Source organism: Haloferax sulfurifontis ATCC BAA-897 (genome assembly GCF_000337835.1).
Classification (GTDB): Archaea; Halobacteriota; Halobacteria; order Halobacteriales; family Haloferacaceae; genus Haloferax; species Haloferax denitrificans.
The window spans coordinates 171,763-194,905 of sequence record NZ_AOLM01000004.1; the positions used below are offsets into that span (position 1 = coordinate 171,763).

The 23,143-nt window shown below is 54.0% G+C and carries 14 protein-coding genes; 6 read left to right on the forward strand and 8 right to left on the reverse strand.

The window, feature by feature from the left end; all coding sequences use genetic code 11:
* Window positions 1-39: 39 nt before the first annotated feature.
* The 3 genes from C441_RS18820 to C441_RS03190 form a co-directional block, all read right to left on the reverse strand.
* On the reverse strand, window positions 40-426 hold the full coding sequence (locus tag C441_RS18820) for a DUF7344 domain-containing protein (RefSeq protein ID WP_083874853.1): 387 nt from the start codon (window positions 424-426) through the stop codon (window positions 40-42).
* Window positions 426-728, reverse strand: a complete 303-nt coding sequence (locus C441_RS19435) for a hypothetical protein (protein WP_152420680.1) — start codon at window positions 726-728, stop codon at window positions 426-428. Before C441_RS19435 ends, C441_RS18820 begins: the two co-directional genes overlap by 1 nt.
* Window positions 729-935: 207 nt before the next feature.
* Window positions 936-1,280, reverse strand: a complete 345-nt coding sequence (locus C441_RS03190; RefSeq protein WP_007273754.1) for a hypothetical protein — start codon at window positions 1,278-1,280, stop codon at window positions 936-938.
* 225 nt (window positions 1,281-1,505) lie between these two features.
* Between C441_RS03190 and C441_RS03195 the strand changes: the two genes are divergently transcribed.
* Window positions 1,506-5,588 carry a hypothetical protein gene (locus C441_RS03195; protein WP_007273755.1) on the forward strand — a complete coding sequence of 1,361 codons (4,083 nt, stop codon included), beginning with the start codon at window positions 1,506-1,508 and terminating at the stop codon, window positions 5,586-5,588.
* Between the two features lie 199 nt (window positions 5,589-5,787).
* On the opposite strand, the gene C441_RS19800 is transcribed toward C441_RS03195, so the two are convergent.
* Entirely contained in the window at window positions 5,788-5,958 is a 171-nt protein-coding gene (locus C441_RS19800) for a hypothetical protein (protein WP_007273756.1), read from the reverse strand.
* A gap of 457 nt (window positions 5,959-6,415) precedes the next feature.
* On the opposite strand from C441_RS19800, the gene C441_RS20665 reads away from it, so the two are divergent.
* Together C441_RS20665 and C441_RS03205 are read left to right on the forward strand one after the other, a co-directional pair.
* Window positions 6,416-7,099 carry a homing endonuclease associated repeat-containing protein gene (locus C441_RS20665; protein ID WP_394295361.1) on the forward strand — a complete coding sequence of 228 codons (684 nt, stop codon included), beginning with the start codon at window positions 6,416-6,418 and terminating at the stop codon, window positions 7,097-7,099.
* A 249-nt stretch (window positions 7,100-7,348) separates the two neighbouring features.
* The gene (locus C441_RS03205) at window positions 7,349-8,083 is read left to right on the forward strand and encodes a recombinase family protein (RefSeq protein ID WP_007273757.1); all 735 of its coding nucleotides are present in this window, start codon (window positions 7,349-7,351) and stop codon (window positions 8,081-8,083) included.
* A 31-nt stretch (window positions 8,084-8,114) separates the two neighbouring features.
* Here C441_RS03205 and C441_RS03210 read toward each other — a convergent pair whose 3' ends face one another.
* A complete protein-coding gene (locus C441_RS03210; RefSeq protein WP_007273758.1) occupies window positions 8,115-8,597 on the reverse strand; it encodes a hypothetical protein in 483 nt (160 codons plus the stop codon).
* Window positions 8,598-8,882: 285 nt separating this feature from the next.
* Between C441_RS03210 and C441_RS03215 the strand changes: the two genes are divergently transcribed.
* Both C441_RS03215 and C441_RS03220 read left to right on the forward strand, forming a co-directional pair.
* Complete coding sequence (locus tag C441_RS03215; protein WP_049920396.1) at window positions 8,883-10,115, forward strand: AAA family ATPase; 1,233 nt, start codon at window positions 8,883-8,885, stop codon at window positions 10,113-10,115.
* Window positions 10,115-11,875 (forward strand): 5-methylcytosine restriction system specificity protein McrC, encoded by a 1,761-nt coding sequence (locus tag C441_RS03220; protein WP_007273760.1) that lies wholly within the window; start codon window positions 10,115-10,117, stop codon window positions 11,873-11,875. The genes C441_RS03215 and C441_RS03220 overlap by 1 nt, the downstream gene beginning before the upstream one ends.
* A gap of 4 nt (window positions 11,876-11,879) precedes the next feature.
* On the opposite strand, the gene C441_RS03225 is transcribed toward C441_RS03220, so the two are convergent.
* Window positions 11,880-12,263, reverse strand: coding sequence for a hypothetical protein (locus tag C441_RS03225; protein ID WP_007273761.1), 384 nt, complete (start codon window positions 12,261-12,263; stop codon window positions 11,880-11,882).
* A 367-nt stretch (window positions 12,264-12,630) separates the two neighbouring features.
* Between C441_RS03225 and C441_RS03230 the strand changes: the two genes are divergently transcribed.
* Window positions 12,631-15,093, forward strand: coding sequence for a hypothetical protein (locus C441_RS03230; RefSeq protein WP_152420681.1), 2,463 nt, complete (start codon window positions 12,631-12,633; stop codon window positions 15,091-15,093).
* Between the two features lie 384 nt (window positions 15,094-15,477).
* On the opposite strand, the gene C441_RS03235 is transcribed toward C441_RS03230, so the two are convergent.
* Together C441_RS03235 and C441_RS03240 are read right to left on the reverse strand one after the other, a co-directional pair.
* Window positions 15,478-18,150, reverse strand: a complete 2,673-nt coding sequence (locus tag C441_RS03235; RefSeq protein WP_007273763.1) for a DUF1156 domain-containing protein — start codon at window positions 18,148-18,150, stop codon at window positions 15,478-15,480.
* A gap of 195 nt (window positions 18,151-18,345) precedes the next feature.
* Window positions 18,346-23,025, reverse strand: coding sequence for a sacsin N-terminal ATP-binding-like domain-containing protein (locus C441_RS03240; protein ID WP_083874855.1), 4,680 nt, complete (start codon window positions 23,023-23,025; stop codon window positions 18,346-18,348).
* Between the last annotated feature and the right edge of the window lie 118 nt (window positions 23,026-23,143).

Consider the following 23,143-nt stretch of genomic DNA (forward strand, 5'->3'; position numbering starts at 1 on the left):
CATCCTCGTCACGTATTGTTAAAGCAATCATCGGTCACTTTAACTATCTGATTCTACCGATTCCTCCGCAGGAGTGTAACACTCGGTCGTAATGCGGCGGATCTGTCGTGCGAGCGGGTTCGTTGCATCTGTCGGCTTAACCTGTTTCGAGCGGTCGTCGTACTGCGCAACTCCGAGTTCGTCGAGTGTCTCCAGATGAACCTGTGTCAACCCGATGTAGACGCGGGTACGCTGTTCACCCGTGACTCGACTCGGATCGACGGCGTTCTCACGCGCAGCGATTTCGACGGCGAGTTCACCAACAGAAACAGAGTCCTCTGACCGAGAGAGTGAGAGAATTACCCTTCTTCGTCTGCTGTTCGAGAGTGCGTCGAAGACGTCGGCCGGGTCCAACGGGATCGCGTGATCACATTCGACGTCGGTCATCACATTCCCTCCTGAGCAAGCCACTCTCCACGAGTCGTGAGCAAGACCACCTGTCGATCCAGCTCTCCAATGAGGTCTGCGTACCCTTCAGATTCGAGTTGATGGAGAAGTTCGTCGATCTCAGTCAGGAGGAGTCCGGTCTCTACAGCGAGGTCCTGACGTGTCGTTGCGCCGGCGGCATCGTACGCACACCTGGCGATTCGTACTAGTTCTGGGTCGTGGGCCGAGGGGTGAATTCTGTCCTTCGCCGACTGAGAGACAGAGTTTTCACTGTCGGCACTACTACTTTCGTTTGCTGTCATTGTCGGCAGCTTAGTCTCCGGTGTACACGCACCGGGGGCGATTTCGCGCCACCTGTGGCTACTTACTAGAGTATAAAAGATATTTGTATTCTTAGCAAGCGTTTGGGTAGATAGGCTCTATGAAGGCTCCACCGCTGGAATCCGACGTGGAGTTTAGAAAGCGATTAGAGTAGTGCCTTCAGGGAGACGAAGTTCTGCGGAACGGCGTCACTCAATCAACGTGAAGTTCTCCTCAACCTCATCAAAATACTCACGCCAGGTTGCGGGGATGTCGTCTAGGGTGTATTCACCATTATTCGCCATTTTCAGCAACTCAATTGCTTCTTCGTCAGAAGCTCGAACCAGATCTATGTCTTGGATAGCTCGGACTCTGGATTCCGGCGTACTCATGACTCGTTCCCTCTTGAGGGCGTTTCTGAAGTAGAACCAATACATCATGTTCCCTTCAGCGACGATTCCCGTCGGAGTTGGATTCACATCGTGCTCTTTGCTGGACACGAACGGAAGCGCCGATAGGTGAGTGATTGTGGCGAGGTATGTTCGGCGGAGCATTGCTGTCGACACAGATGTCGGGGGGCTTCAATTATTCCCCCAACTACTCGCAGGTGCGAGATTACTTTTGCCGGTGTCACCGGATTGGGAGCGGATAAACTTGGATCCGGATAACCTATCCGCCGAGGGATCAGCCCACGTTGGGGCGTCTACAACTGGCTATGAGAGAGGTATAGTCGCGCGCGGGGAAAGGCTCAATATCTATTCTCCTCAACTTCCGACTCAATGCGAAACGGGGATACTGAACCGGAACACTATGTCTCACGTCCGGAAATTGAGGAACAGCTATTCGCATTCATTGATGACGAAGTAGACCTGCTACATATCGCTGGGGAGCCGGGCGTAGGAAAGACATGGACGATAGAGAAGATCGACCGGGCGTACAGCGGTAGCAAGGATGTTGAAATCGTTTCTATCGGAGGCCATCTTGATGTGGAAGACTTCTATCGCAAAATCTATCGAAGCATCCTCGACAACCTGCCCGAAGAAAAGAAAGAGGAAGGTAGGCGACTAACCGGCGTCGGCGTAGCTCCAGTTGGTAGTCTTTCATGGGATGCCGAATCGGCCGACGCACCTCAAGTACAGCTCAAGTATCGAGACGTACTCGAAGGAGTCGCCGAACTTTACCCCGAAGATCAGCACCTTCTACTCTGTATCGACGATATTCACAAACTCAGCATCGAAGAGGATCCGATCAGGGATGCTGTTCGAGAGGCAGCCGACCTACTTACAGAGAATATCACTCTGATTACTGCCGGACAGCTCTCGTTCGACCGATTAGACACCGAAGTAAACATCTCCACCTTCACGGAGCAACAGACCACATCTCTGCTTCAGGACGAGTTCAAGTATCTCCCTGAAGAGGAGGCAGCGGAGATACACCAGGAATTGGGCGGTCATCCGCTCTATATCGGATTACTCATCGAAGCCAACGACCCCGACGAAATACCGGAAATACCGAAGGGAGAGGTGTACGATGAGATCCAGCAGCGGTATCTCCACTCACTTTCAGCGGACGAACAACGGTTCCTCCGACTCACATCTCCACTCCCCGAACTCAACGAACGCCTCTGTAACGCGGTCATTCCCAACGACGAATCGTTCGACAGCGTCAGCATCGACCGCCTACTCCGAGGACTCAGCGAGCGAGTAATCACCCAAGACTTCGGATGGAACGAGAACAGTATCAAATCCTACCGGATTCACGATACATTCCGCGAATTCCTCCAGAAACGGCTCAACCCGTCGAAGGAAGCACAGGTTCGTCGAAACGCATTCCGATACTACAGTGAGCGAATCCATTCACTCCTCAGCACCAGCGACGTAGATCTAAACACGGAAGTGGATCTCGTCTTCTCCTGTCTTAACCACCTCTCAAAAGACATCGAAACCGAAGAACATCAGGAACTCCGTCAGCTCATCAAATCTGGATTCGACCAAGACGGACTATCGTACTACCCTGCATCCCTTCTGACAGAGGAACTCAAGACATGGCGCACCGAGGAACTACCCGACGACACTGTAAACGCGCTAATCAGCACGCTCGATCAACGTGAAGAAATTGCAAGAGCCTTCTATGACGAGAACACACACCCGAGTTGGGGTGAAGAACTCCTCCACCGAGATTTATTCAACGAGCCGGACGGCTATCTCCTCGGATATCAAAACCAGATTGTCAACGACCAACCCGACTTCATCCTCCAAGTCATCCAATCAACCACAACAGAAAGCCCCAATACGCGACGATTCTTCGTCAACATCGCCACAGAACTACCTCCGGAAACAGCTGCAAAAACCACGTCAATTGTCGCAGACTGGATTCGCACAACCGGGGACGTACACGCTTTCGAATACCAGGGCCTCCAGCTGGTCGAATATCTGTGTAACCACGGTGAAACCGAGGCTGCGCTCGAAGTCCTCGAAGCAATCCTCCACCCCAAGCAGCGAGATATCGAGGAGGAACGACAGCAGGAACGCCGATTTGAACGATACAGCACCATCGAAACCCTCGACGATACCTTCGACCAGTTCGTTACGGAAGCCGGCGAGGACTTTATCCAAGTGCTTGAGGACACCCTCCGAGAGACACTCCAGTCAGAACAGGACGAAGAAGGGACGATTCACCACGAATCAGTTGCCGACCAAAAGCCGATCAAGGACCTCGATTACGACGAAACCAACAGGGGCAAACGGAAGCACATCATCTACACCTACCTCTCACGCGCCGCCACCCACTGGGTAGACGAGAACCCAACCGACGCAGACCGGAAACAGCTGATTCAGAACTATCTGGACGACGAAAATCCGAATTTCCGACGACTCGGACTCTTCCTACTGAGCAAGCATCCTAAAGCCATCACCGACCGTACCAGATCAGAGCTTCTCGAAGAAGAAAACTACTATCAAGGGGATGTCCAGTTCGAGTTCTATCGACTGCTAGAGAACGGCTTCCAGCACCTGTCTGCGGATGATCAGGGACAAATCTGCCAGTTGATTCGCAACGGACCCCCGGACAGCGAAGGAATGGAACAACGAGCAGAATATTTAGCCGAACAAAGTGGAGAACCCGTCGAAGAAGTCAAACAGCGGATTATCGAGAAGTGGCACCGAAATCGGCTCTACCTCATCGAAAACCACCTCCCCCAGAATCATCACGAGTATCTGGAGCACAGCCTCGACAAACACGGCCAACCAGAACGCCTACCGACAGAGCCGTATACTCCAGATGTCCGCGGGGGAATGGTCGCACAGAAAGAACCTGACGAACTCAGCCAGATACCCGGCGACTCGGCTGTAGAAGTCCTCAAGTTCTTAGCCGAATGGGAACCCTCCGAAGAGGAGAAATGGGAACCACAGGGCGAAGGCGGTTTCGAAGAGGTCAGCTATCACGGTGTCTCGGACGAACTCGAAGACCGCATCCAGGAACATCCACAGGAATATGCGGCCGAAATCACGCTCCTGAAAGACGCCAAACCACAGTACGCCGACATCGCTCTCCGCGCATTTCGAGACGCTCTCGATGACGACCGAACCTTCCCTTGGAGTCCTGTACTGGAGCTATGTGAGTATATCGTAGAGCATCCTGAAGGATGGAGTGACCGCTGCCGGTTCGATATAGCAACCCTGACATATAATGCGATAGTCTTAGATGCAACCGACTTCCCAACCGGCCACGTAGACCGCACTAAGCAGTTACTCCTGAACCTGGTCGTTGAGATAGATATCAACCCTGACGACCAGCCCCTGAGCTGGATCGGTGGCGTCGGAACAACTCAGGAAGAAGTACGAGGGCGAGCCGTTGAAGCAATAGTAATGCTCGCCGTGTGGCAGCACGACGAGGAAGATAAGTCAACGTTGGACGGGGAAATCAGGGAGGCCATCCGGACGAAACTCAGCTCTGATACCGACTTAGAAGTTCGGACGGCTCTGGGCCGTCAGTTCGGCAACCTCTGGGCCTTAGACGAAGAACTGGTTAAAGAAGGCCTCGATGATCTGTTCCCGACCGGTGACAGTCTGGATGCGAAACAACGGTTTTCCAGAGCGTTCAATGGCTATCTATCCCGGCACGGATGCCACGCACCCGCGTACAATTTCATTCGACCATACTACATCCATGCCGTCAGCCTCGTGACTGAGGAAGACTCCGAGCAAGAGTTCGTCAACGCAGATGGTCTTGCCGGCCACATCGGAGCCTCGTATATCTTCCAAAACGAAGCCCTGGACGATGACGACAGCCTGATCAGGCGATATTATAAACAGAGTTCGCCAGAACTAGCCGCGAAAATCGCTGATGCGATCTCACGTACAATCGAAAATGGAGACGCTCTGGATGGTGAATGGGAGCAGGTTAGTCTGCTCTGGAGATGGAGACTCCACCAGGTCGAACAGGACATCCAGAGCCCCGAAGAGGAAGAAGACTATCGGCGTGAATTCCACCGTTTCTTCGACTGCCTGAAAAACACCGATGAGTCAGGGCTTCCTGAAGAACAGGAGCTACTCGAACGCTCCGTCCGGTTCATCATCCACGACTCGTTCGGCGTCCGTTCCTTGGAGGAATGGTTGGCCGACCAGTCCGACGAGCACCCTCAAGAAGCAATCACGGTGTACGAGCAGGTTATCGAACCCTCATCCCCCGCGAAATGGCCGGAAATAGTTCGGTCGAGTCAGGACGAACACCGCGAGCAACTGTATACGAACGCCGTCGAACACAATAATTCAGCATGTAACACCGCGGTCAGGATAGCTAATCAGTTCGCAGCACAGGGCCAAGAGTATGATCGAGACTTCCTTGACGACCAACTTCGATAATGAAGGCTACAGGTCAATTCAGCAGCGGCACGACGAAACGTGAGCCGACGGACATCCTCGTTGAGCGGTTTCTGAACTTGCCGGGGTTTAAAATCTCCATTCGGGTTGGACTAGTCGCAGAATGGCTGTCGCTCTGAAAGCAAGGGGTCTCCAAGATGAGTATGATTCAGTTTCCGGAATAGATAGGTTTGCTGTGCGATTAGTCCTGCTCTGCGTCGTGAACCGGCAGGTCAGTAAGAACCTCCGGATCGCAGTCGAACGGACTCGGGAGTTCGTCAACGAAGACCGTCTTTCCCGGTTCAACCATCACCTCGGCATCGGCGTGTACCGCCTCACCCTTCTCGTTCTCGTAGGTCGTGGGGACGAGCACCCACCTTTATCTTACCGGTGGATTATTCTTTGTCATGTGTCCTCTCAGGCCTTCTTCTCGCCGCCCTCCGAATGTTCGATCATTGGTTCCAGGAGGACCGCCCATTCCGCGACGGTCATGTAGGGCGAACCCCTACTTGCGTGTATGGACGTGAATTTCTTTTTACCGCCACGTGCTGACTACATTCCCTGTATTCAGCAGACCACTTCTGTCAGGCGGTGAGGGTTTCACAGAGCCGCTGATTCCAAATCGGACCGTGCCCATCGCTCGGAAACCGTAGTGGGGACTGTAAGCTAGAAAATCCGGCTTTTGAATTCTCACTTACTGATAGTGTGGGATCGAGTGTGTACAATGTAGAGGTGGTACTTACTGATCATTCCCAGCGAACGCTGGGTAACTAGTAGTCATTTTTTGAAACCGAAGTAATGAATTGAGAGAGTGTCGATTTGGGTACAGTATGGGAGAGGACAGGAGAGAGGATCTGCTTGATGCCCTTCATCGACTGGCGGAGGAGCTCGGTGAAACACCGACGACTACGGAGATGAATGACCAAGGGGAGTATTGGGCATCGCAGTATCAAAATGAATTCGGGGGGTGGAATGAGGCACTCCGGGAGGCGGGGTTTGAGCCGAATCAGGTGTGGAAAGTGCCGACGGATGATTTATTGAACGAGATCAGGCAGCTGGCGAGGGAGTTGAATCGAACGCCGACGAAAGAACAGATGGATGATCGGGGGGAGTATTATGGTCGAAGTTATCTGAAGCGGTTTGGGAGTTGGAACGAGGCGGTTCATCAAGCGGGGTTCGAGCCGAATCAGCGAATTCCACAGTCTGCGTTCCGAGAGCCTCCTGACGCATGCCGATTGTGTGGTGACGCTCCTGACGTGGGGTTGGATTTTCACCATTGGCGGTATGGTGAGAACAAAGCGGGGTGTTATCTCTGTCGTGCGTGTCACGATGATGTTCATGCTGCCGGTGCACGACCAGATAACGATCCCGGGTGGTTGATGGGCGCTGTCGAGAATTTAATTAGGTGTCACGCGAAACACTCTGAAGAGACGAGTGTGCGGGCAATCACTACTCGGTACAATATTCCTTCTGAAGGGCTTGTAGCGTCTGCGATGTCGAATGTAGAGGTGTGATTGAAGTTATAGATGATTCACGGGGTCTATCTGTAGCGCTGAATCCGACCGTGTGCCGTGACCGATACTCATCACGTTTTGCTCACGCCATCCATTGCCAATCTCGGAGGAGTTCAACACCGCCGTCTATTTCCATAGGTATTATGTCGAGATCACTGTGCGTTCACCTCTGTTATCGCACAGTCTGTGCGATAAGACAATTCTTTAAGTATAAATGGACCATGTGCGATATCGAGGTGAGATGACCTGATGATTGCCTGCTACGCGCGCGTCTCCACTACCGATCAGAAACTCCCCCGGCAAGTTAGGTCGGTGCTCTCTTACGTTGAGAACAGCTTCGACATCGCTATCGACAGCGATGTACGTGAGGTTGCTGACTACGTCGCCGACGAAGATACCGGCGATGAGCCAATCCCACTTGCGGGTGGAGAAGTGGTACTGTACTACGACCGGCTCACCGGAACGAACACCGACCGTGACGGGTACCGCGACATGATGAGTGCTATCGACGACGGTCGAGTAGACGCCGTCGTCAGTGATGCAGTGAGTCGCGTAAGCCGGTCTCTACGGGACCTCGACCGAACGGCTGAACGGGTCGTTGAAGAGAACGGCGCAGAATTGCATCTGATCAAGGAAGGGTTTCAGTTGATCCCCGGCGAGGACGACCCGTTCCAACGCGCCCTGTTCCGTCTTCTTGGTGTATTTGCGGAGTTAGAGGCTGAGCTAGCTCAAATGAGGGCACGGGAGGGTCTTCAGACCCGGATGGAAAGCGACGAAGACTACCGACACGGTCGGGCCCCCTTGGGATTTGTCAAGGATGAGGGAGAGATCAGACCAGGGCCAGAATACGATCACGTATGCTCGGTCCTGGACCAAGTGAAGAAAGACGAACTCAGTAAACGAAAAGCAGCCAAAGAACTCGGAACAAGTCGGAAGACGATCAACCGCTCCCTCAACGAGCGCGAAGAACTGTACGGAATTTAGATGGTACGTCTGTTTTCGACTAACTGGGGCACTAACCGACTTCTTCGAGGACTTCCGACTCCTTGAGGCCGTATTCTGACTCGAAGAACAGCGATTCCGCTGTCACCGCCACAACGCGGTAGTATCGATGTTTCTTGTTGGTGTGACTCGCTCCGCTAACCTTGATGATGTCGCCCTCAGCTAACTCACTGACATCCATGTGGTATTTCCCATCGATCTTCTGCTTGTCGAGCCACTCTCCGTCAACCGTGTATTCCTCGTGAGCTCCAGTGACCCTCATAATCCACGGCTTTACGGCCTTGAGATTCGGATGTGCAGAGAGATCCGCCCACGCGACGTACTGCCCATTCACTAATTCAACTGCTTCAGCCTCCTCCAGGTCTACATCGTGGTTACGCTGTTGGAGTTCGTTGACGATCTCGTCACGAAATGCTTCGAGTTCCTTGGTTGTGAACTCCTCAAGCCCAGACTGTCCTTGCTGCCTCAATTCGGCCGGGGATGGCTTCTGCGTCATTCTACCGCATCGGGAAATTACCTGGTTAAATAAAGGGGTTAGCCCCCAATCATAGAAAAGACGCAGGAACACAGCCTGTACGCGCCGATTCCGGACTCACAGTCTGGATGTCCGGCTGTCAGTACGACCATATTGCATGTTTGGAGGGAAACAACGACTCTGGGACTGAGAATCCCATCTAGCGGTGCAATGGAATCTCCGTAATCCGATAAGGGGAAAGCGGACAGAGGAATTCTCGGGTTTTTGAATGGGATTTTATATACTCTGGTGCATCTGTATTCGACAATGAGTGACTCGTCTGACGATAGTTACACTCTCGAAGACGCAAAAGAGGAGATCGGAATCCTCCGCCGTGTAGCAGACGACGTCGTCGAAGCGATTCATGACGCAGAGAGTGAGGAGGTCTTAGAATTCCTCATCGAAGTCGAGAAGCTTGACGTCATCCACGACGGCGAACGTGGTCTCGGTCAAGTGCGACGTGCCGTTCTCGAATCCTCCCGGGCGTCAGATCGTCTCAAACGTGTCGTGAGTCTTCGTGGTGACGAAACCCCCGAAGAGATCCTCGTCCCGAACGACGTGGAACGCAACGCCAAAGTCGCGCTCGAAGCCGGTAAGCCAGTCGTCCTGTACGGGCCAACCGGTACGGGGAAGACGACGTTCGCCAAGCAGCTCGCACGTGAGACTGGAATCGGATATGCCCTCAACACCGCGACACCCTCGTGGACGCCGTCGGACATCATCGGTGGGATCAGTCCGGACTACACCGGTGACTCGCTAAGCTACCGGACGAAACTCGGGTGCGTATCCGAAGCCGTTCAGCGTGCTCGCCGATTCGACGTCGAGTACGGCGTCATCCTCGACGAGATCACTCGGGCAGACATCTCGAAGATATTCGGCCCGCTGTACACCGCCATCGAGAACCCCCATCAGACCATTTTCGAGACCGACGAGGGCGAGACCATCGAACTGGACGAGCGCGTGAACATCATCTGTACGATGAACATGTCCGACCGGACGGTGAACGAACTCGACAACGCGATCACCCGCCGGTTCGCCATGATCGAGCTCGACGAGTACGAGGAGGACAAGCGCCGACAGCTGTTCAAAGACTGGATCACCACGCACGTCACCGACCACACGGACCTCGGAGAAAGCGAGATCCTCCGCCTGTTCGAGCGGGACTACCAAGGGATCAACCACGGCCACGAATCGACGTCACAAGGGTCGATAATGCGGTTCGGCCCGATGCATTACCGCGACGTCGCCGTCTTCCTCGGCGTCGGTTGTCGAGAAGGTGGGGAGTACGAGTACGACCAGACCGACGCGGTCGGACAGGCGTTCCGGACGTACATCGTTCCACGGCTCCTGAACGCCGCCGCGTTCCCGCAGATCGAGCGGATCGCAGAACACTACCGCGCGATGAACGGCGAGTTCGAGGAGTTCGATCTCGCGCCAGCGGCTGAACTCGCCGAACGAGAACTCGAACAGGAACGACGTCAGATGGGCTCCTACGAGTAATGAGCACCGTTGACGAAGTCTACGAGTACGGGCAGGACACCTTCAACGTCCCCGAGCGTGGGGAGATCCGGATAGAGGGCTGTCCGTCGTCCATTGCGGACCAGCTTCGTCGCGCGTCGTTCACACAGCAGAGTCCCAGCGTCTTCACGAAGAGTCAGGCGGCACTTGACGGCGAGCAGGAGTACGAGGTCGTCACGGTCACCGTAGACGGCGACGAGAACGAGGTACTCCACGTCGAGGCGACGGACATCATCGGCGTCGTGAGCCTCACGCCGTCGTCGAAGGTGCAGGTCGATCCCAAAATCGACTGGGAGTACATCTTCGATATGTTGCTGGCTGTGTACGATCAGAACAGGTCTATCGAGTATCACGGAATTCCGCTTCAGGACTTCCTCTCCGACGATATCCACCTCGACGACGTCTTCGTGGTTCTGGCGATCAACTATCTCGACGGGTTAGAGACGATTCATCGGCAGGGGTACATCCGCGATCTCATCATTCGGCGTGTCGACAGCCTTGATGGTCGTGGTGAGATCGACGTCGAACAGACGCTCCTGAACCACGCACGCGGGACGCTGGAGCCACACTGGATCCGCAACGAGACCGAGTACGACAACCCCGCGAACTCGCTGCTGCACTTCGCTGGAAAAACCCTTCTTCGACTCTTCCGGCAGAATTCTCACGAGAACGATCACCCTGCGTACGACCGAATCTTCTCAGAGGTTCACCGGGAGGTGGAACGCTTGGAGAGTATGGGCGTCGGAAGTGGGTTGGACCGAATGGATGAGTATCGCCGGATCTCGCTCCACGATCTCCCGAAGCAGCGTCGATACTACCAGAAGGCGTTCGATGTCGCCAAGGCAGTGATGTCGTCGTCGCTCGGCCAACAACTCCGCGACGGCCCGAGAGAGCTCGTCGTGGACTATGTGTTGAATATGGAGTCGCTGTTCGAACAGTACTCGCAGGTCGTCATCGAGCGCGAACTCGCGTACATCAAGTCCTACGACCACCTCGGCGATCTCGACGACGTGACACCTGTTCGGTCACCGTCGGTGAATCCGTTCGAGGGTGAGGGCCAGATCTACCACGAACCAGACCACGCCCTGCAGGAAGGTGAGGAGACGTTGGCCGTGTTGGACTCGAAGTACTACGCTGAAGGCCACGATCCGGTGAAGGAATCGCCGTCTCGGTCACGACTATTCAGCTACGCCTACCTCCTCCACGCTGACCGACTCGCGTTCCTGTGTCCGCTGCTTGAACCCAAGCGTCGTCGAGTCGCCCAGACTGGAGCCGAACTACAGATCGTCTCACCCGAGCAGGAGTTCGCCTTGGACAAGTACGACGACGTCGTCCAGAGCTATCTACACGACGTCCTCGTCACGAGATCTCCCGAACTCGAAGCTTTCCGTGCCGTCGCGGAGAACCGACTGTGCCTCGACGGCGTCGAAGAAACGGACCTGACCGACGCGAAGTCGATGAGCGGTCCGTTCACGTTCAAGGACGCTCGGGACTTCTCGCTCCGCGTCCTCAAGGCCGCTGCCGACGAACACTCGTGGGAAGTTCGTAACCGGTATGACCTAGAGCAAGACGGTGACTGGACGCGAGAACAGATCGAGACTCGCTGTGAACAGCGCTACGAGCACACGACGACGTGCGTGCCGGTGTTCTGCCGTGAGCACGGACAGGAATGGATCGACCTCTACTTCCTCCAAAACGGATCCAGTGAGGTGGAGAAGGAAGGCCCGCTGAAACTGCTGTAGCGCGTTAGAATGGCGCGACGAGCCACTCTCCCTCTTCTTTTCGTTCGAGTTGTGGGCCGAAAACCTGCTGGAGAGAGTAGAGGGCGTCGTCGTACCGGAGATCGTAGGTCTTCCCGCTTCGGTGGAACGAGCCTTCGACGACGAACTGTATCGTGGGGCTTTGATATTCCAGATCGTTCGCGCGTTTGTCCATCTCGCGGGCGAGTTCGTTTGCGACGTCGTCGTCACTCAGCGCATCCGCGAGCCCGACGACACTCACTTTCTGCGGGACATCGTCTTCCTTGAGTCGCTGGAGGAACTCCTTCACGGGAATCTGATGTTCGAAGGTTTCGTAGCCACCTTCGATGACGAGATTATACCGTCCGGGAATCTGTCCGGGAGCTGCCATTACCTACATAACGGCTTCGAGGGTTGAAAAATGGGTGCGTTTGCCTGACTGGAAACGTCCGTGGAGTGTGACGCGTTGTGCCGATTATCCGCATATGAGGAACCGAAGGCAAAGGCTCTGTTGAAACCCTCTTGCCGTCTTGCGATTTGTTGAGACGCTAGTTTCGCATCGGATCCGCGAAAACCGGTCGGGAGAATCGCTCTTCCCGATGTCAGCTCTGAAGGATTTCAACAGAGCCAAGGCAAAATAATCCGCCACGTTGTCCTCACGCGTTTCGGTCATACACGTATTCACATTTGTACAGACAGGATGTCAACCGACTCATGAAGCAGGCACCTTTTTCCCGACTCCCCGGATGTCAACTATAATGGTAGACGATTCGGGGAGTGGTCTCACCCGTCTTCAACGTCAGATCGTCCACTCCGTCGCGCACGGATCAGGTCAAGTCCGTGATGTCGCTGAGGAACTGGATTGTTCAAAATCGTACGTTAGGACCGTGATGAGCGAGTATGACCAACAAATCGAAGCTGCTAAAGACCTTTCAGATGCAGATTGCTTACCTGTCTTTTTCGAACCTTATTCAATATTCTTTCAACAGGAAGCACTAGATCACCTAAGCCTATCGGAAGGTGACGTGCTGAAATTGACCGGTACACATGAGGGGGAGACTGAGGTTACGTATGGGAAAGTCAAGCAGATTGATCCTGACTTCTTTACTAAAGAAACCCTCGCACGAGTGAGCGGTGCATACTTTTCTGCGGAGCAGTTGAACGGATCTAATAATGACTCGTTCAATACAATCCCAACATTATCCAACGGACGAGCAAATCCCCATTCTGCTGAAAACTTTCACACACTTATACAAAGTGTAGAAACTTCATTGAGAAAATCAGTTAATTTCTGCGAGCCGGATATGTTGATTGGTGCGGGGATCCTAGAGGTCATTCACGGGAAGCGCGACCCGACTGACGTTATCTCGACGCCGTATTTTACATTCGAAAAAAGCAGCTTCGTGAGCTACGTCTCTGATGATTTTCCAGACATTGTGGACATACAATTGCACGTCGATACGGTGCAAGAACCCGAGGAGGTCTATTTCACGTGCTACGGTGAGAGGCTCACAGACTCACAACGGGCTGAACTTCAAGAAAGCCTCCTATCGCAAGAGTACTTTAAGTCTAATTGGAACTACGCTCAGCCCGGCACAGGGTCGCTTGTCGGACCAACGAGTACGGAGATAACTTCCGACCTAGTTCGGGTGATTCCAGAGGCAATCCGAGTCGTGCCTGGAATAACTCAGTCCGTTAGCTTCTATGAGGAAGACGGTTCCCCGGTCACAAACTTGGACATAGAAACCGTTTACGAAGCTATTCAGGACGCTGAGCCCGAGTTTGACGCGTTAGACGCGACTCGGGGAGGAGTTGACAGAGAATTCCCTATACGTCGAGATGGTGAGTCACTCAGCTTCCTTTTCGACCAGGTCACCCTTGTGCTTACTCCACGTGGTGATTCGATTGAGTGGCAACGACCTGCGGAAGTGTCTATGTTAGATACGTTTGTTTCCGCAGTAAACCGGATGATCGCATCACAATTGGATATAGAGTCAATTCAATTGGGAGATCCCCAGGAACCTCAATACACTCGCGTAGATGACGACCACTGGGCGTTCGATACAAATACGTTATACCACGATCATGTCGGAGACGAGCCATCTACCATCCTACATACGGTCATGGCCCACCCTTTCTTCGAAGGAACGACGATCCATATCCCGTGGGCGGTCCTTTTTGAGTTCAATAAGCACGCTGATCCGGGTGAAGGAACCAACCGGATGAATCGCCAAGGATTCGAAAATCTCACAACGTTACGGACGTTGGAGAAGCTTGGTTATCTGACAGTTGCCGTCCAAGATCTCCCGAGCGAGATAGACGGCGGTCTGAACATTGGAGATATCGCCGATATGTATATGCTCGCACACGCTGACGAGGTTGGCGCAAGACTCGTAACGGGCGACCACACACTCCAAGAACTCGGACATCTAGCAGACGTTCCCGTCGTGAACGTCGCCGATCTGAAGACCTACTCTGCGCCCATCGAAGGCGAATCACCCGATGAAGTGGTTCTTCCACGTGTCGGTGATGACATTCATAAAAAGTCGGATATTATCCGAGAGATTGAGTCCTTGATTAACAGTGACTCGTCACTGCGACCAGTTGAAGGGAGCCAACCTTCGCCGTTCGATCCCCAGTCAACATTGGACAGGTGGTGCTCAACCGAACGGCTAGCGGCGTTCTACGATTCCGCAGCTGGAGAAACGTGCTACGCACATCGGTGTGATTTGACTGTCGTTCCAACAAGTAGCGTGATCCCACAGCTGGCGGAATACACTAACGATGAAACGAATCTGTTCACGCGACAGTTGAAAGACCACCTCGAAGCCGAAAGTGCGGGCTTCCCAATCGATCAGAATGAGTTCCCGTTCGTGCATCTACTCGTACCCACAGAATACGTTGTTCGGGAAATGAAACCTGGGCAGGGACCTTCAGGTTTCAACACTAAGTTATTGAAGTTACAGAGACTTCGGGGTCTCCAGTACAGTACGACGTCGGCGTTCACCGCACAGTCGGAAATGCTCAAACGTGTAGGTGAAGCTACCGATAACGGTGAAAATGAGGGTGAAGTTTTGTCCCTTCAAGACTACTTAGGCCTCTGCCTCGCTAGTGCCACAGACGACGCTATTTTGCTCGTTAACGAGAATCAGACTGGTCTCTGGAAGTTCAGCCATCTATTCGGAGTAGACGCGCTACGACTGACATCGCAAACTGAGTGAGATCCGAAAACCGTTCCAACTACTCGTCAAACTCGACGGTAACTGTCTCGCCGTCTGCGTTCTTGTACTTCAGCACAGCACCACTGAGATGGCCAAGCTGTAACCTACTCTCTTCGTTCTTGTGGGTCGTGGCGCTCATCACAAATCATACTTCAACTTCACCGGTCAAAAACGTTCCTCATGTACGACGCCGAACACATAGTGGGTTCGTGTAACAAGGAGAACTACCGGTAGAAGCCTACCTGCCTTGGTTTCGGAACCTGCGCCGCCCACCGGAGTGCCCGACAATTAAACCCATCCAGACCTGTCGTCAACTCCGCATGGGGCACCGGAACAACTTGTTCATAGAGGCGCTCACTGTATTCTGTCCCAACCATCTGGTCCTCAGTAGCTCGTGATATCCCGATCCCCGAGCACGCGCGTGTACGTGTCGTCGCCGGTCACGTCGGCGAGCCGACCGGCGAGCTCGCGCAGGTCGTCATCGACGTCCCACTTCTCGACGTAGTTCTGGACCGCCTGCCCCTTCTCGTAGCGGTAGCGGAGGAACTGGAGCTTGTCGAGGTTCGAGAGGTGGTCGCCACCGTCGCCGTTGACGCGCTCCTGGATGTACGCCTGGCGTTTCTCGTTGTCCCAGGTGCCGAGTTCGAAGCCGTCGTCTTGGTTGTACAGGCGCATCTCCTTGAGCTCCTCCGGCGTGGCGTTCGTCCCGCGACAGAGCTTGTTGACGTCGTCGTAGGAGACGTTCGACGTGTCGAGCAGGTCGATGAACACGTCCTCGACGCCGATGTCGCTGGCCTCCTGGATGATGCCGTAGATCTCCTGGACGACCTCCTTCGCGGACATGATCTCGCCGTCGCGCTGCACCTTCCCATGGTGCTTGGAGTACTCGCGGAAACATGCACCCATCTCCATCACGCCAATGTCGCCGCGGGAGAGGTCGCGGTTCTCTTCGAGTTGCTGGCGAGTGCGTCGAGCCGTGCGGTAAATATCGCGGCGGAGCGATTTCCACGAGGCAGGCTCGGTGTCGTCAATGGGACGAGCGACGACGACGATGTCGAATGAGACGGCTTCGCCACCGATGAACTTGTTAATGTCTGCCGTAATTGGGTACGTCGCTGTTACCTCGAAGCCGACATTACAGAGAGATTCGAGGAGTTCACCCCATGATTCGGAGTCGCTGTGGTGGTAGGTGAACGTGAGTGATCCGTCGTCCTTGAGTGCGTGCTTGATGACTGCGAATGCCTGTTCGAGTTCAGATTCAAAGTCCTCAGCGGTTTTCTCTAGGTACGGGTTCGTGACAATGGACTCTGCACGAGGTGTTTTGTCTTGATTAAACCCAGGGTACTCGTCCTCCAACAAAATCTTCTGCCAGACGTAGAAGTAATCAGATACCTCTGAGTAGATTATGTTGTCGTAGTAGGGTGGGTCGGTAATGACGGCATCAAATTCGTCCTCGTAGTCCAGACTACGCATATCCCCTTGGTGAAGCGTGACGTTGTTTCCAATAGGGGTGTTGAAGGGTTCTGATTCTATCGTTTCTCCAGCCTCAATATGCCTCTCAGTAGGGTTGCGAGCATACTCAACTGCTGTCTGGACTTGATCAAACATAGCCGTAAATGTCCCAGATCCGGAACGGGTACCCCACACGTTGTTTTCTGCAGGATATAGTGGTGGATTGAATGAATTTGTCCGAGTGAGATTGTCGATATGGCCCCGAGAATTGTGGTACCCGACCATCATAGTGTTATATCGAAGAGAGTCGGTAGCCGCTATCAGGAGAAGCTCTTTCAGATTCTGGTCTTCAACATCGCCAATAGCTTCAAACAGTTTTGCGAGTGACAGGAGCTGGCGTGAATTGAACATATCCTGCCATTTTTCCAAGCCATGTTGGAACACGTCGTTTCCGCTTACAGACGATGCAGCGGTAATCGCTCCCTCAGGGATTTCCTCATCAGGGACATACTTGTGAAGTCCATCATTTTCTTCCCACTCTTTTACAGCTTCGTTGAACAGGTCAATATCCTCCTGTTCAGACTGTTTGTATCCTTTATACTCGCTCTTCTCTTCTCCCGCATCTTCACAGTGAGTACAGTAGTACTCAACTGCGTATAGCCTCAGATCCGGTTTTCCTTGCTCTTGAATTGCGTCAGTAATTCCGTATTTTTGCCCGCAGTCGGGACAGTTGTACTTCCCACCCCGCGAGACGTTCCCTTCTTTCGGGACGAACCCATGGCCACAGTCATTACAAACACTCTCTGACTGCCAGTCGTCCACCAGCGTCACCGCGCCGCAGTCCGGACAGAGGACATTGTACTTGTCGTCGTTATCATAGCGACCTTTCGCCACGCGATAATCCTTGAATAGCGGAACTGTGTGCCCACAGGAGACGCAGTCCAACTCTTTTACCCAAAGATTGTACATCACATCCGCGTCGTGGTCGCCATTCGGACAGGGCGTCTTGTAGTACTGCGTAATCTCGTCGGCGACGTCCTCTTTCACCTGCTCGAAGGCTTCCTCAAGCTCTTCGACGTCGGTCTGACCAGCTTCGAGTTCCTTCTTCGTGACGAACCACGCGACCGGGTTCAGATCGTTTCCGACGACCTCAGCGCCGAAGCGCGACGCCTCGACGAGCGACGTGCCGCCGCCCATGAACGGGTCGAGAATCTTCTTGTCCTCGACGCGGACGTCCTTCGGGTAGAGCTCCCAGAGGCTCTCCGGATCAGTCATGTCCACGCGTTCCAGCAGCGATGCCACGTCGAGGTCGGATTCACCGTCGGCGTCGTCGCCGTAGGACGCGAGCGTGCTTCCCTCGTGGCCAGGCTCGAACACCGAGACCTTCTCTGGGTCGTCCAGCAGCGTGTAGAGCGAGATAGTACGGAAGACACAGCCGAGGCGTCGCGCCCACCACTTGTGCATCGTGTAGATCGGGCGGTAGTACATCTTCGCCCGGCCCTCCTTCTCGGCGATCTCGTTCACGCGCTCGATGGGGAACCCGCGCTCGATAGGGAGTTCCGTCCGCTCCTGCCGGCCCTGTGAAGATCCAGATTGCTCAGACATTATTCAGTATGTAGAAGCGATTACCCAGGAGCCCCATAAGTGTGCGTTCTCTTCAGTGACCGACGATTGGAGGACGCCGGTCGGTAGGGGAGTTGGTCCTGTTGAGCAGACGGGCTATGCAAAACGTTCACTCCACGGGGAATGGAACTGCGTAAGCTCGGACGATCTACCGCCTGCCGCTCTGAAGAACGTGAGCTATCCTTCGAAGCCTGTCGATTCCCGATGGTACTGGAGGTACGTAGAACTCGGATACTTTGTCTCGTCGTCCGGGAGGAGGATCGATTCGCCGTCGTATTGGCTGAACTCGTCGTAGCCCGGAACGGACTCCCAGTCGCGGACCGAGACCTCGTACTCGTCCGTTACCGTGATCCAACCGTTCTCGAAGGCCCAGTGGTGAAGCCGACATAGCGCGAGGCCGTTCTGAACCGAGTCGGGACCACCGTCGCTGGCCGGTCGGATGTGTGCGGCCTCGACTTCGGGGCTTCCTCGCTTCGTTTCTCGGTGACTACCGCAGACAGCACATGTCCGACCGTACGCTTCTCGAACAGACTCTCGGAACTTGTTGTTACGGGCAGTTCGCGTCGTGAAGATTCGTCTCTTGGCTACCGATTCCGGAACATCCCCCTCGTTGGGATTCACCGACTTCGGATCTTCCTTTGCGGACGATTGGCCGTCGATGTTGTTTTCCTCCAGCGTGGATTCAGACGAGGTCTCCGATTCGGCTGGGAGGTCACCTGAGCTGTTGGAACTCTGGTTGGGCGTCGATGAAATTCCCGGAGAGCGACGCGTGGGGCCTGCGAGAGGTTCGGACCCTGGTCCCTCTTCTTCGCCCCCCTCGACTTCAGTCAGGTCTTCATTCGGCCTACCCTCGTTTGAGGATGGTTCCTCGGGAGCTCGACCACCATTTATCGTCTCGCTTTCGCCGCGGTCATCTGAGTTATCTTGCTCTGGTCCATCGACGTCGTATTGACTAGCCACTCCATCGGATTGTATCTCCGACTGTTTGTCCTGCTCCGAGGCCAACCGCTGTCGCTCGATGTCGAAGGTGTCGAGGTATGTGTCTAGGTATGGATCCCGCTTTCCTAGAGACCCTGAGAGGATCTCTTGTAACTGCTCCTCGTCTGTCGCGGTGAGAGACAGCTCGTTAGGGAGACGGCGGGTGAAATCTTGGAGTGAGTCAGTCCCACCAGTCCGTCGAATCTGTTTTTCACCCCGGTCAACGTAGCTCTGGACCTCGAACTCTTCAGTTATCGGCCTTCCATCAACAGAGAGGTATCGGCACTTGATCTCCTCGTGCTGGATGAGTTGATACTCTGAGTGCATTCGCTGAAGTTCGTCGCAGGCATCCTCGTATCCCTTCTCAAGGCAGAAGCTATATGCGACGACGAATAGTTGAGCGAACTCTTCCGCTTCATCGGTTGTCTCTTCTGAGCTCGCCGCGTTGTGCTCCGTTAGTGTGAGAGTGGTCTCTTCGACGAGGTCGGTCAAACCTAGCCGCTTCCATAACGCGGCTATCGTTTCGTCGGCGTAGTCTCGTGCTCCGTAGGGCCTCACGACCTGTGACTCGATATCCGAGTAGAGGTGTTCGCGGATTTGTTCGTCGTGACAGTAATATCGAAGCTGACCGAGTGGGACTGTTTCATCCGATAGCGTCATCAAAGACGCCTGTGACAGTTGATTTCGGAGATCTGTGTCCAGTGCCTCAATCGAAGAAACGTCTCCCGTCTCAGAGACGAGCCTTCGAACCAGTCGTCGCCAGATGCGGTCTCGTTCGTCCTCTTCTTCCCAGGCGGTGTCGTCAAAGTAGGCCAGGTAGTCATTCAAGCGTAATGAGTCTCGAACTCCGATGGTCCTGAACAGCTCTTCGTATCGCTCGTACTCCGACTCGATTGAGATGATGTACGACCCGAGGTTGGAACCTGTCCAGACGACTTCCGGTGGGGATCGAAACTCCGGATCGGAGTTCTCGACGTAGATGAAGCGAGCGTCGGATAACGACTCGTGGATCTCCTTTTCGACCTCAGAGTCGTTGTCCCGAAGTTCCCCTAGTAAGGTATCGAGACGGCTAGTCAGCTCCGTTCGGATCGTTGTAGGCTCACGACCTTTCCACACGCTTCGTGCGTTGGAAAGCTGTTCCAGCGTCGCTCCGAGTCCGAGCTGTGTGTTTACACCCAGTGGTCCGAGGTATGGGGCGTCCTCCTCGGCGACGTACGTGTGAGGTGGTTGATTCGCTGTCGCCGCGTTCTCGACGAGGAGGGTTCGTGGGCGAGCTAACGTATTGTCCTTCGTGAGGCACCATTCAGTGTCCCTGAGACGCTTTGCGAACGTTGAGTAGTTTCCAGTCTGCTTCTCTCTGACTCGGTATGCTTTCCGCCTGACTACGTAGTATAAGGGCCGATGGACCTTCTCTCCGTAGTGGTCCCAGTGTTCTTGTAGCATCTGTCCGAACGCGGTGGCACGATCAAGCGTCGGATCTTCTCCTTCCTCAAATGCAGTCAAGACCTTTTCAAACCAGACTGATGGGACGAAGTCTGAGAGTGCGTACCGTTTGTTTCGTCGAAACCACGCGTCCTTCTGCCCGCCTTTCTTTGTCGAGTCGGGCATCTCCCAGTCGGTATCGACGCTCTGCTCGGCAAGATCTGAGAGCTTCTCTTTTACCTCCGACCTGTGCTCGAAGAACGTCCGTTTTCCTCGCGGAAGCTCGTTGACTGGGAGCAGATCGAGCACACCGAATTTAGTGAGGAATTTCTTCCATCTTACCGGCTGCTCTCCACCGGGTAGGTCTAGGTATTCCTCGGTTACGAACGATGCACCCAATTCGGAGAGTACGTTTTCAAGGCTGTACGCCGGTTCGTCTGCGCTTGAGGTGACGAGATATGAGTCCGGAAGGAACAGAGCGTTATCTATAGGATCGACGTAGGATGACTCACCATCGTTGTCTCGCGTTCTGAACTTTAGTTCGACGTGCTTCTTTGCTGCAGTCCATCGATTACGGTTGGAGAAGATGAACTCCAGATACGTGTCTAACGTTTTGTCATCAGTACTCTCCACTGCTTCGAAGGCGTCAGAGACGACGTCTCTCAGAACGGTCTCCGCTCCGATAGTTTCGATCCCCAGCACGTCAGAGTAGAGACATCGTGCCTCGTCAAGAACTTCTGAAGGGTCTGAGGGGTATCCATCGGGTAACGTGTCTATGGTGAGTTGAACGAATTGAAACTCGTCTTCGAAAATTTCGTAGGCCGACCTACCCTGTGCTGGCGGAAGTACCGCTTCGGTCGGGGTACTGGCGACTGCGATCCGTTCACCGCTTTCGAGAGGGACTATTGGCGTTTCTTTGATGACACGTTCGAACTCGTCTCGGTCGTCCCGTTTACTACTGAATCGGCTGATGCTCCTGTATTCACTGTCCCAGTAATCCCAGAGTGCAGCGGCAAGTACGATCAGATGAGCAGTGTCCGCATCGGAGAATCCCTCCCGAACCGAAGCTTCGCTCTCCTTCAGCAATTGTTCGATAGAAACGCGTGTAACGAAGCTTTGCTCACGTAAGGTGCTGATCAGGGCCTCGTCCAATACGCTGGAGGGGTATTGGATGTCCCTTCCTAGAAGGTATCCGACGTCAGATTTTACAAACACTCGCTCGACATGGGGTGAAGGAATGACGATACGCGACGGTCTGTGATATCTCTCATCGTCTCCGGGTATCGACTTTTCAGTGCGAATCGCCTCTTCTACTGCCTCTTTCGAGGCTTCTGTGTGATCTTGACCGTGTTGTACTGATGGCAGCAATCGAAGGTGACCCACTTGAGGTCTCGGACGGTCACGATAGTACTTGATGACCTTCCGAAATGCGTCACCAACTCGCTGAAGAAGCCACTGGTTGTACCGACCATCCCTCTGTGCTAACGACTTCCGGGTCGGCTCCAGAAGGAAGTCTGCGTGGACGTCGAATGGGAATCCCGAGCGTTCGTCAGTCGGAAGAAAGTTGTACAGATAGCCGTCGCTTTCCTCGGATACCGGCGTGTGGGACTCATCGACTTCGAACGAGATGGTTACCGAGATCGGAGACTCCTTCACTGACGCAGTATCCTCGATTCGCCGTTCGTCGAGCAGTTGTTGAAGAACCTCCGAGCTAGGCCTTTCTTCAGTAGTGAACGACAGACGACGCTCCAATAGAGTCCCGTCGCGGTAAATCACCTGTTCAGGAGACTCGGGTGTCGATTCCTGCCGATATACATTCGTTTTCTCTTCCTGTTTGACCTCGATCTTAGAGACGTTTTGAAGGTACGGCAGAAGCCGATGCACGTTCTCGATTCTCTCTTCCAGCTCCGTTCGCTCTTCAACCGAGATGTCGTCTTTCAGAGGCAGTTCGATTTCGGTCCCGTTGATCGGCTCAGAGGTGTCGAGAATTTTGGGGACGGTTAGCCGGTCGGAGTCGAACTCAAAGTGGAAATACCCCGACTTCACTCGCGGGTTGTCCGAGATACTGAAAACCGATTTGAAACCCAGTCCGAAATGACCGATATACGCTGGATCGTGCTTCGTGCTTTCTCCGGCGGCGCACAGGGTGTCCACCTCTTCAGCTTTCATTGGGCGGCCGTTATTACGGACACAGAGTGTATCCTCGGTAAGTGTGATCTGCACCGTGTCACACACCTGGATATCGTCTGCATTCTGAATCAATTCCGGCAGGACCTGGGATGGGTGGTTCAGTTGTCGCTGGATGTACTCGTAGAAGTTCTGCGTTCGATTCTTCCGGCGCTCAAAATCGTCTTCGACAATTCGGAGCTCCTGTTCACGAATATCAGCTAGCAGGCGACGAGCTTCCTTTGCCGAAGTGGGGTGACTTTCGAGATCAATTCGGGACCGAAGGTTCAAGATACGAAACCGTGACAATGTGTAAATATAAGGCTTTCCGAGGCTCGGTAGTCGAGTTAACAGGTTCCATTGAATTTCTAATCGGGCTACATTTATACTGATGTTCAGAGAATCTCTG

Coding starts and splice junctions, on each gene's coding strand:
- C441_RS18820 (WP_083874853.1), bottom strand. CDS start 426: ATGACCGACGTCGAATGTGATCACGCGATCCCGTTGGACCCGGCCGAC.
- C441_RS19435 (WP_152420680.1), bottom strand. CDS start 728: ATGACAGCAAACGAAAGTAGTAGTGCCGACAGTGAAAACTCTGTCTCT.
- C441_RS03190 (WP_007273754.1), bottom strand. CDS start 1,280: ATGCTCCGCCGAACATACCTCGCCACAATCACTCACCTATCGGCGCTT.
- C441_RS03195 (WP_007273755.1), top strand. CDS start 1,506: ATGCGAAACGGGGATACTGAACCGGAACACTATGTCTCACGTCCGGAA.
- C441_RS20665 (WP_394295361.1), top strand. CDS start 6,416: ATGGGAGAGGACAGGAGAGAGGATCTGCTTGATGCCCTTCATCGACTG.
- C441_RS03205 (WP_007273757.1), top strand. CDS start 7,349: ATGATTGCCTGCTACGCGCGCGTCTCCACTACCGATCAGAAACTCCCC.
- C441_RS03210 (WP_007273758.1), bottom strand. CDS start 8,597: ATGACGCAGAAGCCATCCCCGGCCGAATTGAGGCAGCAAGGACAGTCT.
- C441_RS03215 (WP_049920396.1), top strand. CDS start 8,883: ATGAGTGACTCGTCTGACGATAGTTACACTCTCGAAGACGCAAAAGAG.
- C441_RS03220 (WP_007273760.1), top strand. CDS start 10,115: ATGAGCACCGTTGACGAAGTCTACGAGTACGGGCAGGACACCTTCAAC.
- C441_RS03225 (WP_007273761.1), bottom strand. CDS start 12,263: ATGGCAGCTCCCGGACAGATTCCCGGACGGTATAATCTCGTCATCGAA.
- C441_RS03230 (WP_152420681.1), top strand. CDS start 12,631: ATGGTAGACGATTCGGGGAGTGGTCTCACCCGTCTTCAACGTCAGATC.
- C441_RS03235 (WP_007273763.1), bottom strand. CDS start 18,150: ATGTCTGAGCAATCTGGATCTTCACAGGGCCGGCAGGAGCGGACGGAA.